The sequence below is a fragment of the Hyphomicrobium facile genome (assembly GCF_900116175.1).
In the GTDB taxonomy this organism is placed as follows: domain Bacteria; phylum Pseudomonadota; class Alphaproteobacteria; order Rhizobiales; family Hyphomicrobiaceae; genus Hyphomicrobium_B; species Hyphomicrobium_B facile.
On record NZ_FPCH01000001.1, the window covers coordinates 529,754 to 541,797 of the forward strand.

12 protein-coding genes are annotated in these 12,044 nt (G+C 59.9%); 9 read left to right on the forward strand and 3 right to left on the reverse strand.

What is annotated here, in order from left to right:
* Positions 1 to 13: 13 nt before the first annotated feature.
* The 7 genes from cbiE to BM399_RS02590 all read left to right on the forward strand — a co-directional run bounded on the left by cbiE (position 14) and on the right by BM399_RS02590 (position 5,579).
* Positions 14 to 1,237 (forward strand): precorrin-6y C5,15-methyltransferase (decarboxylating) subunit CbiE, encoded by a 1,224-nt coding sequence (gene cbiE, locus BM399_RS02560; RefSeq protein WP_092863799.1) that lies wholly within the window; start codon positions 14 to 16, stop codon positions 1,235 to 1,237.
* The gene (locus BM399_RS02565; RefSeq protein ID WP_092863802.1) at positions 1,234 to 1,620 is read left to right on the forward strand and encodes a cobalamin biosynthesis protein; all 387 of its coding nucleotides are present in this window, start codon (positions 1,234 to 1,236) and stop codon (positions 1,618 to 1,620) included. The genes cbiE and BM399_RS02565 overlap by 4 nt, the downstream gene beginning before the upstream one ends.
* Entirely contained in the window at positions 1,617 to 2,372 is a 756-nt protein-coding gene (cobM, locus tag BM399_RS02570; RefSeq protein WP_092863805.1) for a precorrin-4 C(11)-methyltransferase, read from the forward strand. The genes BM399_RS02565 and cobM overlap by 4 nt, the downstream gene beginning before the upstream one ends.
* Before the next feature lie 15 nt (positions 2,373 to 2,387).
* The gene (locus tag BM399_RS02575; RefSeq protein WP_092863808.1) at positions 2,388 to 3,719 is read left to right on the forward strand and encodes a cobyrinic acid a,c-diamide synthase CobB; all 1,332 of its coding nucleotides are present in this window, start codon (positions 2,388 to 2,390) and stop codon (positions 3,717 to 3,719) included.
* Positions 3,720 to 3,932: 213 nt separating this feature from the next.
* Complete coding sequence (locus BM399_RS02580) at positions 3,933 to 4,100, forward strand: NepR family anti-sigma factor (RefSeq protein ID WP_244531035.1); 168 nt, start codon at positions 3,933 to 3,935, stop codon at positions 4,098 to 4,100.
* Positions 4,087 to 4,641, forward strand: a complete 555-nt coding sequence (locus tag BM399_RS02585; protein ID WP_092863814.1) for a sigma-70 family RNA polymerase sigma factor — start codon at positions 4,087 to 4,089, stop codon at positions 4,639 to 4,641. Before BM399_RS02580 ends, BM399_RS02585 begins: the two co-directional genes overlap by 14 nt.
* Before the next feature lie 131 nt (positions 4,642 to 4,772).
* Entirely contained in the window at positions 4,773 to 5,579 is an 807-nt protein-coding gene (locus tag BM399_RS02590; protein ID WP_092866163.1) for a response regulator, read from the forward strand.
* A gap of 66 nt (positions 5,580 to 5,645) precedes the next feature.
* On the opposite strand, the gene BM399_RS02595 is transcribed toward BM399_RS02590, so the two are convergent.
* On the reverse strand, positions 5,646 to 6,086 hold the full coding sequence (locus BM399_RS02595; RefSeq protein ID WP_092863817.1) for a PRC-barrel domain-containing protein: 441 nt from the start codon (positions 6,084 to 6,086) through the stop codon (positions 5,646 to 5,648).
* A gap of 653 nt (positions 6,087 to 6,739) precedes the next feature.
* Between BM399_RS02595 and BM399_RS02600 the strand changes: the two genes are divergently transcribed.
* Positions 6,740 to 8,173 (forward strand): sensor histidine kinase, encoded by a 1,434-nt coding sequence (locus BM399_RS02600; RefSeq protein ID WP_244531036.1) that lies wholly within the window; start codon positions 6,740 to 6,742, stop codon positions 8,171 to 8,173.
* A 19-nt stretch (positions 8,174 to 8,192) separates the two neighbouring features.
* On the opposite strand, the gene BM399_RS02605 is transcribed toward BM399_RS02600, so the two are convergent.
* Positions 8,193 to 8,624, reverse strand: a complete 432-nt coding sequence (locus BM399_RS02605) for a response regulator (RefSeq protein ID WP_092863822.1) — start codon at positions 8,622 to 8,624, stop codon at positions 8,193 to 8,195.
* A gap of 90 nt (positions 8,625 to 8,714) precedes the next feature.
* Complete coding sequence (locus tag BM399_RS02610) at positions 8,715 to 10,724, reverse strand: sensor histidine kinase (protein ID WP_177228022.1); 2,010 nt, start codon at positions 10,722 to 10,724, stop codon at positions 8,715 to 8,717.
* A 744-nt stretch (positions 10,725 to 11,468) separates the two neighbouring features.
* Between BM399_RS02610 and BM399_RS02620 the strand changes: the two genes are divergently transcribed.
* Positions 11,469 to 12,044 carry a DUF2796 domain-containing protein gene (locus BM399_RS02620; protein ID WP_092863831.1) on the forward strand — a complete coding sequence of 192 codons (576 nt, stop codon included), beginning with the start codon at positions 11,469 to 11,471 and terminating at the stop codon, positions 12,042 to 12,044.

The following is a 12,044-nucleotide window of genomic DNA, read 5'->3' on the forward strand; positions in this document are numbered from 1 at the left end:
GGAGGCCAATGCCATGAGCGGACGCTGGTTGTCCATCATTGGTATTGGCGAGGACGGGCGCGCCGGGTTGTCTCCGGCGGCAAGCGCGTTGATCGAGCGGGCGGAACTTGTCGTCGGCGGGCGTCGTCATCTCGATCTCGTCGGCGAAACTCCGGGTGAGAAGATGGAATGGGCGAAGCCGCTCGAGGCGACAGCCACGACGATCCTGGCCCGGCGGGGAACGCCGGTCGCGGTGCTGGCGTCGGGTGATCCGTTCTGGTTCGGCGCGGGCGTGACGCTTGCGCGATCCATACCGCTAGAGGACATGCAGGTGGTGCCGTCGCCGTCGAGTTTCTCGATTGCCGCTTCGCGCCTCGGCTGGTCCTTGCAGGACGTGACGACGCTTGGGCTCAATATGAAAGGGCTGACGCCGCTCATCCGGCGTTACCTGCATCATGGCAGGCGTATCCTCGCGCTGGCGCTCAACGGCGATACGGCGCGCGAAGTGGCGGCACTTCTTACCGGCGCCGGGTTTGGAGAGAGCGGAATCGTCGTGATGGAAGCGCTCGGCGGTCCACGCGAACGCATTCGAAACGTGCGCGCAAGGGATTTCGATTTTGCCGACGTCGATCCGCTCAACATCATCGGCGTCGACGTCGCGGCGGGTGCAGACGCTGCTCCAATTCCCTACACTACCGGATTGCCTGATGCGTATTTCGAAAACGATGGGCAATTGACCAAGCGGGAGATTCGCGCGGTCACGATGTCGTCGCTTCAACCGGGGGCCGGTCAGTTGCTCTGGGATGTCGGAGCGGGCAGCGGCTCGATCGGCATTGAATGGTTGCTCGCGCATCCTGCCAACACGGCAATCGGTATCGAGCGTGACGCTCATCGCGCGGCGCGTGCGGTTAGAAATGCGGTTGCTCTGGGTGTGCCGCATCTCGACATTCGCGAGGGCGCGGCACCCGATGCTTTGAGCGGTCTCGCTCAACCGGATGCGATCTTCATCGGCTGCGGCACGTCCGGCGGCAGGGTTATCGAGGCTTGCTTGGCGGCGTTGAAGCCGGGCGGCCGGATCGTCGTCAACGCCGTGACCATCGAGTCGGAGGCTGCATTGCTTGCCGCATATCACGAGCATGGCGGGTCGTTGACGCGCTTTGGCGTCGAACGTGCGGAGCCTGTAGGGCGGTTGACTGCGTGGCGTCCGGCGATGCCGGTTTTGCAGTGGGTTTCCTCAAAGCCCTCGGGTGGCGCATGATCGCTATCGGCATAGGCGGCAACAGTCTCGCAATCGAGCGCGATTTTCTCGACGCCATCGAGTCGGCGCGTCGTGAACTCGGAGGCGGCGATGCGGTTGCGACGCTTGCCACCGCCTCTTTTGGACCTCGCGCCGAAGCCGCCGCGAAGGAGGCGGCCGTTCCCTATCGTCCCTTGATGTTGATCGCGCTGCGCGAGCGAAGCGGAGACTGCCAGACGCGCTCGGAGAGATCCTTATCGCTCTATGGCATTAATTCGATCGCGGAAGCCGCGGCATTATTTGCAGCGGGGCCGGGTTCCCAACTTGTCATGCCGAGACGCATCATCGGAAATGTCACGGTCGCGGCGGCGCGATCTGTCGATGCTGGAAGGCGACCGAAATGACAGTGCATTTCATTGGCGCGGGTCCTGGAGCACCCGATCTCATCACGGTGCGCGGACGCGATCTGATCGCTCGCTGCCCGGTCTGCCTGTATGCGGGATCGCTCATTCCGGAAGGTCTGCTGGCGTATTGTCCGGCGGGAGCCGAAATCATCAATACCGCACCGATGACGCTCGATGAGATCATCGCGCGGATCGTTCAGGCGAACAGCGACGGCCACGATGTGGCGCGGCTTCATTCCGGCGACCTGTCGATCTGGAGCGCGCTCGGCGAGCAGTTGCGCCGCCTCGATGAACTCGGCATCGGCTATACGATCACGCCCGGTGTGCCGGCATTCGCCGCCGCTTCGGCGGCATTGGCGCGGGAGCTGACGCTGCCCGAGGTTGCCCAATCCGTGGTGTTGACGCGCACCTCGGGCCGGGCTTCGGCTATGCCGCAGACGGAGCAAATCGAGGCCTTTGCGGCTACGCGGGCGACGCTTGCGGTGCATCTCTCAATTCACGCGATCGAAGACGTGGTACGCCGTCTCGTGCCGTTCTACGGACCGGACTGTCCTGCGGCGGTCGTTTATCGCGCAACGTGGCCGGATGAGCAGATCATTCGCGGCACTCTTCAAACGATCGCTGCGCAGACGGCTGAGGCGGGGCCGGAGCGAACGGCGCTGATTTTGGTCGGCGAGGCGCTCGGGTGCGATGATTTCAGAGAGAGCGCTCTTTATAGCGTCGATTACCGTCGCCGCTTTCGCGGCGGCTAGAGTGAGCGGTTGAGCATGTCTGAGACTGTGACGTTGCCGCGGGGACTGATGATTGCGGCGCCGCGCTCGGGTTCCGGCAAAACGACCGTTACGCTCGGGCTGCTTCGCGCGCTCGTCCGGCGCGGGCTCAAGGTGCAACCGTTCAAATGCGGGCCCGATTACATCGATCCGGCGTTTCATGCGGTTGCGGCGGCCAGGCCATCCTACAACGTCGACAGCTGGGCGATGAGCTGGGATCGTGCCGCTGATGTTCTGTCGCGTTCAGCAAGCGGCGCGGACGTCGTCGTTTGCGAGGCCTTGATGGGCCTTTTCGACGGCGTTTCCAAAGCGGGTGCGTGGGGCAACGGCGCGAGCGCCGACCTTGCCGCAAAGACGGGATGGCCCGTCATCCTCGTTCTCGATGTTTCCGGCCAATCGCAAACGGCAGCGGCCGCCGCTCGCGGCTTCCAGGGCTTCCGCGAGGGCGTGACGATTGCGGGGGTCATTCTCAATCGCGCCGGCAGTCCGCGCCACGTGCGTTTCGCTTCGGAGGCGCTGGAAGCGGCGGGGCTTCCGGTCATCGGGGCCTTGCCGAGGGAAAAGACTGTGGTGCTGCCCGAGCGGCATTTGGGGTTGGTGCAGGCCGAGGAGACGGCGGAAATCAATTCCCGCCTCGATGCGTTGGCGGACTTCATCGAGGCGCATGTGGATGTCGACCGCCTGCTCGAGCTCGCGACTCCCGGGGCATTGAACTCAGCGTACGCCGGAAACCGGGTGCACGCCGTTCCGCCAGCGCAACGTATTGCGCTGGCGCGGGATGCGGCATTTTCATTCGTCTATCCGCATCTTCTCGAGGGCTGGCGTGCGGCCGGCGCGGAAATCATTCCGTTCTCACCGCTCGGCGATGAAGCGCCCGATCCGGCCGCCGATCTGGTCTGGTTGCCAGGAGGCTATCCAGAGCTTCACGCGGGAGCATTGGCCAATGCTCGCCGCTTCAAATCGTCCATGACCGAATTCGCGCGTTCACGTCCGGTTCACGGAGAGTGCGGAGGATACATGGCGCTTGGGGCGGGTCTCGTCGATGCGACAGGCCACAGCCACGAAATGATAGGTCTTTTGGCCCTCGAAACCTCGTTCGCGGCTCGGAAGATGAACCTCGGGTATCGCCGGGCGGAGCTTGTCGCGGACTGCCCGCTGGGCGTCGTTGGCGAGATCCTGATGGGCCACGAGTTTCATTACGCCAGCGTTCTTTCTTCGCCGGACGCCCCCTTGTTCAAAATGCAGAATTCGGACGGGGAGACGCTTCCCGCGGGCGGGAGCCGCAGGGGGCACGTTACCGGCACGTTTTTTCATTTTATTGATAAATAGCGGGGGCTTTCTTCGGTTTTCCCGGCTAGATTTCCAAGATCGCGCGCACGCCGCCGACATGACAAGTTAACGGAGGTTCCGGAACTTTTTCGAACCTTGCGCATTTAGGTTGTCTGGAACCCGGCGTGCGCACACGAGTATTTCGGAATTCCGTCAATAGGGTCTTGAGAGATGGGCACGGGCAGTGATCCCAAGCGAGGGGATTCAGTCACTATGCAGGCACCGCTACCGGTGGAGCTTCAGGGGCAGATAGGGCAACGTTTGAGGGAGGCCTATATCGAACTCATTAACGAGCCAGTCCCGGATCGCTTCGTTACGCTGCTACAAAGGCTCAAACAGCGCGAGGAGGAGAGTAAGGAGGAAAGTCGTGACGAAAAGTGACGACGACCTACAAGCTCTTTTGATCGGGGCCGTCCCCAATCTGCGCGCATTTGCGAATTCGCTTTGCGGCGATCCAACGCGTGCCGACGATCTCGTGCAGGACACGCTCGTCAAGGCTTGGTCCAACCTCGATGGTTTCGAGAAAGGCTCGAACTTGAAAGCGTGGCTGTTCACGATCCTGCGCAACACCTATTTTTCCGAACTCCGCAAGCGCCGCCGCGAGGTCGAGGATGCGGACGGTGCGATGGCTGAGCGCTTGTCCGTTCTGCCGGAGCAGCACGTCCATATGGATCTCGTCGATTTCAAGAAAGCGTTCAACGTGCTCAGCGACGATCAGAAGGAAGTCTTGCTGCTCGTCGGTGCGGAAGGTTTCTCATACGAAGAAGCGGCTGAAATCACCAACGCTGCTGTCGGCACGGTGAAAAGCCGCGTCAACCGCGCCCGCGTGGCTCTGAACAAGGCCCTCGGGTTTGAGGCTGGCGAAAGTTTCAATTCCAATAGCGAGTTCGTCGGGGTTGCGCGGGCGGTTAGCCGGGGTTAGCTCCGGGAAACACTCGTGGAATTGAGACGGACAGCATCATGGGGTACACGGACGTAACGCCCTGCCGGAGATGATCGTGTGCTTCCCACATGTTGATCATCTTGTCGTTAAACGAGATTACGAGGTGCAAAATGTCGATAGCCGAATCCATAGCTCCCCATCTGCCGTATTTGCGCCGGTACGCGCGATCGCTCACGGGCAGCCAGCAGTCGGGCGACAACTACGTCGCGGCGGTGCTCGAAACGTTGATTGCGGATTCCGATGCGTTCGACAGATCGATCGCGCCGCGCGTCGCGCTTTATCGCACTTTCACCAAAGTCTGGAATTCACTCGCCGTGAACCGTGTGTCGGATGACACGCGGCAGCTCGATAAGCCGTTGGCCGAGCGGCGGCTCGATTCGATTACGCCGCTTCCGAGGCAGGCTTTCCTTCTTGTCTCCGTGGAGGGATTTTCAACGGCGGAAGCCGCTCAGGTTCTCGACGTTACCCCCGCCCACGTGACCGAGCTTCTGCAGCTCGCTGGCGCGGAAATCGCGGAGCAACTCTCCGCAGACGTGCTGATCATCGAAGACGAGCCGCTGATTGCCATGGATCTCGAAGCGCTGGTCGTCGATATCGGCCATCGCGTCCAGGGTGTCGCGAGGACCCATCAGGAAGCCGTCGCGGAAGTCGCAAAGAAGGCGCCGTCTCTGGTTCTCGCAGACATCCATTTGGCGGATGGAAGTTCGGGGCTTGAGGCCGTGAATGAAATTCTCGAGACGATCAGTGTTCCCGTCATTTTCATCACCGCATTCCCGGAGCGGTTGCTGACGGGCACCAAGCCGGAACCGGTATTCCTCATAACCAAGCCGTTCGAGCCTGCTGTCGTGAAGGCGATGATCAGCCAATCGCTCTTCTTCGGGCTTCGTTCGAAAAAGTCCGGCCAACGCGCCGCGTAACGGGTTTCAAATTTTCAAGAAAGAAGGGCGCGCTTCCGAATGGAAGTCGCGCCCTTTTCATTTGACTTATTGGGTTTGGGATGGGGCTTGTGTGGTCGCGTCAGCCGGCTTTTTTGCCGAGGAATTTTCCGTCCAAACGTAGTTTGGCGCGCTGGACAGATTATCCTTGCTGGCTTCTATGACGGCGACCCGAGTGCCGTCCTTGTCGGAGAACTTCAGTTCATTATAGGGAATGCCGACGTTCTTTTCTCCGACGCCTAGGAAGCCGCCTACGCCGATCACCGCGGTGCTGATCTTTCCGGCCTCGTCGAGAACGAGATAGTTGATATCTCCCAGCTTATCGCCGGCGGTGTTTTCGACGCGCAACCCGATAAGGCTCGAAGTGCTCTGCTCGCCCGTGGACTGAGTTTTGACGAACGAAAGGGCCTGTGCCGACGAATTGATCGCTACGGGCGCTACCGCAATTCCAGCGATCATGAAAGCATGGCTCAAGGTCAGTTTGTTCATTGTTGATCATCTCCTAGTGACGTTGCGCTCGGTCAATCGCATTCGCGAATTGTTTGTTCCTTTCTTTCCGATCATTTGACTATCGATCGATTTGGGCTCGCATCCACGCACGCGCGAAGAAATTGCGGCCTAGCTAGGTTGCGGTCCTAGGTCGCGGTGGGTCGGCATTGACGATGGTGGTGCAAAAAAATGAGTTCGCGCCGCCCGGGGGAAAGCGGTCGCGAACTCTCTTAGGTGATGCCGTACCCTTGGGCCACGGGGGAGTGGGGAGGGAGTATGCGGGCACGGCCACATAGGAAGAACGTAGCGCGCATGCATCGGTTCCCCAGATATTTGGCCGGATTTTTGAGAAGCGGACGTCGGCCGAAGAACTAGCTTGGTTTCTATTCAAATGCGGTGATGCGACGTACTGACCGAAATGCAAATGAATTGAGTAGATCTGATCCGCGAAATGTGGAGCGAGTTCGAAAGATCTGATCAGCCCAATCGTAGTATCGTTATAAGAAAATTGGCCCAACAAGCGGTTGGCACGACGGCCAAGTCGTGGCATTGCATATGCTTCCCTCGATCAATGCTTCCATAGGTTTATGGGCCGCCATCACATATCGCGGAGATTTGCAGCGTTTCTAACGTCGAGCGCGACGCGAACGCTGTTGGTCTGGGTTTCGATTGCCATCCTGTCCGGTCTCGCAGCAATCGTTGCCTGGCAATGGACAGTTGCGGCGGGCGATCGCGTGGCGCAGACGCTGATCTATCAGCAAGGCCTCACGAAGTGGCTCAGCGCTGCGCAGGATCTCGAGATTGCGCAGCGGGGATACTTGCTCACCCGGGATCCGAAATATCTCGCGTCGTATGAGACGGCGAAGAAGGCGGTCGACGAAATCCACTCCGATTTCGTTCGGCTCGGGCGGAACAACAAAGAACTGCTTACGTGGATCGAGGCTGTCGACAAGGCGCAGCAGGAGCACCTAACGGCGATCGACAAGAGTATTTCGGCCGTTGCAAACGGCAGTCCAAATGCAGCGGCAGCGCTCGCCGCGCATAATCTCGACATCGAACTCTCAAACCGGTTGCGCGACCAGATCGAAGCGACGGAACGGGAACAGCACCGACGCTTCGAACTGCGCGTGGCGCAATTCCACGATCAGAGCTTTTGGCTTCTGGCTGCGATGCTCGCGATATTGCTCGCTTGCGCCGCCTTGGCGATGGTCGCGTTGATACGCGAGCGGCAACGCGTGGCAGCGCTCGAGATTACCGCTCTGACGCTGACCTCCGCCAACAGGTCGCTGGAAGCGCGGGTGAAAGCGCGGACCGAAGAGCTTGCGATCGAGCGGGATCGCGCCGAAAGCGAACGAGAGCGCGCTGAAGCGCTGTTACGGGATGTGACGCATCGCATCGGCAATACGTTGTCGCTCGTCGTCGGCTTCATCAACCTGCACATCAGGCACACGTCGGATCCGAAGTCTCTCAAAACTCTCACCGGCGCGCGCGATCGGATTCATGCGATCGCGAGTGCGCAGCGGCGCATGAATGTCGTCAACGATCTCGAACTCGTGCGCATCGACACGCTCATTCAAGCCGTGTTGGACGATGTGGTCGATACGGTCGGTGAGGGGCGGATTTCTCTGACGGTCGATGTTCCGCCGCTGCTTGCGCCTGCTCAGGTTGCGACGTCGCTGTGCGTTCTGACGCAAGAATTCGTTGTGAATTCCTTCAAGCATGCCTTTGGCGAAGATGGTTCAGGCCATGTCGGCGTTCGCCTTCACCGGTGCGGTGAGACCGGAGCTGAGCTCATTGTCGAAGATGATGGCAACGGGGTCGATGCCAGCCTCTATCGGGCTGCGGGCGATGAGATGGATAAGCTGCTGCACGGAAGCGCTAGTCATGCTAGCGATGGATTGGGAACAAAAATCGCAGCTCTGCTCACTCGCCAGTTCGCCGGAGTGATCGCCTGCGAACCAGTTCGCCCGGGACATGTCAGGCCGGGAACGCGCGTCACGATCAAATTGACGGAGCTGGCGTTGTTGGTTCCGGAGGATGAGCCCGCCGCTCACTCAATGAAAGCGGCTAAGACCACAACGGCGTGAGAAGAGCTGATTAGCTTCCTCAACTCACTTTCCAGCGCGCGGCGTACGCTGGTGAAAGCTCCAAAGTGCGCGGTTTCGGGCGCAGCGAGCGACCCGTTTCCATGCAGTCAACGACGAATGCGACCGCCGATTTCACGGAATGTTCGGAGTATGGCTTCACCAGGATACCGCAGGCTGACGAGAAGTCTGCCGGTACGTGGCGTGGGTTCGACGTTGTGAAGATTACTGTCGCGTGCGCGTCTTCGCTAAGATGGCGCGCGACGGCAGGGCCTGTCATCCCATCACTCAGGTGGACGTCGACGAATGCCAGATCGCAGCCTGTCGTCTCTGCAAGCTTAAAAGCCCGACGAGACGACCCCGCAATGCCGACGACCTGGTGACCCAAATCAGTGACGATCGCTTCGAGTTCGTCGGCGACTATCGGTTCATCTTCGGTGATGAGAATTTTCATGGCGCCCCCCGTGATTGGCCCTACCGGCAAGAACCTGTGAGCGGGGCCACGGTTCCATCATCGGACGACGTTGTTGTTAATGGACGTTGTTTAGACTTGGCCCGAGCTTTTTGGGGCGTGTCCGATGTTGACGAGAGGGCCGGTCAACGTCCACGTGAACTCGTCAGCGTTGCCAACAGCGTGAGCGGAGAGCTTCAGGCCTTGGGTCGAGAAGCGTTCGACGACCGACATGCCGTATCCCTTCGGGCCATCGGCGACGAATGGTGGCCCGCTGGTTTCGCGCCATGAAATGAGAATCGTTGCGGGGTCGGGAAATGACCACGAGAGCCGCACTTTGCCGGTCGCGGTCGACAATGCACCGTGCTCGACAGCGTTGAGTGCAAGTTCGGTCAGGACCATTCCCAATGTCTGGGCGGCTTCCGGCGTGAGCATGACCGGCGGCCCCATGATCGCGACGCGATCGGCGTCGGTCCGTGCGACTGCGCCGATCTCAGCCGTTGCCAAAGTCGCAAGATCCACGTTTTGCCAATCTGAAGCGACGATGAGATCCTGAGACGCGGCGAGGCCCGCGACGCGAAGTGTGAAATCCTTGAGATGAGATTTGACGTCCACCGCATCGCGGGCCGTCAATCGTGCCATTGCGAGGATCAAAGCCAGCAGGTTTTTCGAGCGATGCGAAACTTCGCGGAGGAGGGCGTCAGTGCGCGTGAGGCTCAGCTTCTGGTCCGTCACGTCGTAGGCCACGCCTACGAGCGTCTTGACTTCCATTCCGTCTGTCTCGGCCGGCGCACCACGGACGGCAATCCAGCGGGTTTCGTTGTGGCGGCGGCTGACGCGAACCTCTAGCGCAAGGGGCTTCGACCCTGCGATGACGTCGCCGATGGCCTTCAATAATCGGCGGCGGTCATTGCGGTCGACCCGGCGGATAAGCGTGCGCGCCGGGTAATCGTACGCGGGCTGGAGATCGTTAAAAATATCGGCAATTTCTGCATCCCAATGGATGTTGCCCGTTGCAAGGTTCCATTCCCAAACGCCAACATTGCCCGCGCGCAGCGCCTGGCGCAGCAGCTGTTCTCTAGCTCCATCCGGTGCACGTTGATGTGGTGGCTTGTCCTGGCTGTTGAACTGCAATGACATGCCTGCTGGTTGGCCTGCTGTTTCGCCGGATTTCCCCCCTGCGGGGGGCAAGTTCCTAGCGTTCGGATCTTCCAAAATGTTCCGTGTCAACCACGTCGCGCCGGCGAACGACGCGGCTGCCAACAAAGAGGAAAGCGTGACGAAGGTTATCCAGTTGCGTTCAGCGCGCAGTTTCACCGCTTTTTCTGGAATTTGAGCAGCAACTTTCCAGCCGAACTGTGAAGTGTCGGCTACGGCTTCGACGAGGGATGCACGGTTCGCTTTATCGAGACTTGGCGCTGAGCCTGACTTGGCGCGGGTTCTGGCAAGTATTTGTCCGTCGGGCCCGACAACGGAAATCGACCATGGACCGCCGGCTGCGAATTTCTTGAGCGGGGAGGCCAAAAATGCCGACGGGACACGCGCCTGGATGAGGACGGGTTTCGCATCGCTCGATGCGGCGGCCAGCCAAACATCGATGCCTTTGTCCTGCGCGTCATCATAAACCGCGATTTGAGGCGCTTGCTTTGACAAAGCGGCTACCGCGGCGGACCGGGAAGCGTCATCGAGCGTGATCCGGCCCGAATCGAGCCCGCCGACGGGTGACAAGACATCGAGCTTTTCGCTTCGCTTGAAAAGCACGATGCCTTTTCGGTCGAGTTCCGTGCGTATGTGGCTTTGCGAGTTTTGAGTGAGGGCCTCCGCCGGGAGCGCTTTGAGCGTGCGGAGAAGGGTGTCCATTTGATCGTCGACGGAACTCGCGGCGAGCAAGGCGCGCGTTCGGGCGTCTGCCTGCAGGGCTGTAAGTTCTTCGGAATGCACCGCGCTCAGCAGATACGCAGCAAGGCCCAGGGTCGGAATGAGAAACCCGAGGCACACAAGGTAAGCGACCGCCCTCAACGACAGCCGGGGAAAGATAATTAATTGGCCTAGGAATTTGGCTTGCCGATGCCGGCCTGCCCTCCCCGATGGATCAGCGTTCACGATTTTCTTCTTATCGTCTTGGAAGGGCTGTAGAGACTCTCGCGTGAGATCAAATGCGCGAGGCCCGCAATGGTTCCAATTTTTGGGCGGACGAGGCATTTTGCCGAGCGCGCGGCGGCCGCCGTGGGGATAACTATGGGGAGCGGGTATTCATCTGCCACGATTGTGACACAGGAACAGTCGAATTCTGAATACCTATAAAGACGGCCGGAGATCATGACCGCATCGCGACTCCGCATCAGGCTTGTTTTGCTCACGCTGTTTGCCTTCGGCGTGCAGTTGGCCGTCGCGTCGTTCCATCACCACACAAGCCGCGAAATCAGCGCCCGGTCCATCGCTGCGTTTGCGGGCCATTGCGTCTCAACGGCCACGAAGCCTTGCGCGCCGGCCAGTGACGATCACGATAACTGCCCATTGTGTTGGGCAGCGGCTATGGCCGCGACGTCGCTCGTGCCTTCGCTTTTTGATTTTCCCGCACCCTCTGAAATTGTCTTTGCTCAGCTTCAGACGCCTCTCAGCACTCAGAGCTGCATAATCCGCTGCTACGAGCAGCGCGCGCGTGGTCCTCCCGCGGCGAATGTCGTCTGACATTCGAAGATCGCTCCGGCGTCTTCGTTTCCTATCCCATAACGCCTTTTCGTATCCAGCTGTGTTTCGCACGATTTCAAATTGCGCTCCGACGCAGCTGGGCTGACACCGCGAAATGACGCGTCTCAGCGCATCATCACCCAATTGGAGAGAACGATGTCGAAAGTTTTGTCAGGTCTGGCCTCGATGGCCATGTTGATTGCCGTTCCTGCTTTCGCGGATCAGGCAGATCACAGGCAACTCGGCCCACACGTGCACGGACAAGGGACGCTCGATATCGCCATCGAGGGAAATAAAATCGAAATGGAGCTTGTTTCTCCGGGCATGGATATCGTCGGGTTCGAGCACATCGCTTCGACTGACGAGCAGAAAGCGGCGGTCGAGAAAGCGAAGGCGAAGCTCGCCGACGTGTTGGCCGTTTTCAAGCTTCCCGCGGCGGCCAATTGCAAGGCGGAGACGGCCAATGTCGAGAACCGGAAAGAAACGCATAAGCCCGGCGAGAAGGACGACGACGATGACGATAAGCCCGGCGCGCCGCAGCACTCGGAATTTCATGCGACGTATACAATCACTTGCGAAGCGCCCGAACGTGTGACCGGACTCGAGACCGTCTATTTCTCGAACTTTGCCGGCGCGCAGCTTCTGAACGTCAACGTCACGTCACCGAAGGGGCAAACGCAGGCGCAGATGACGCGCGATAAGCCAACCCTCGATCTTACGGGCGCGATGTGA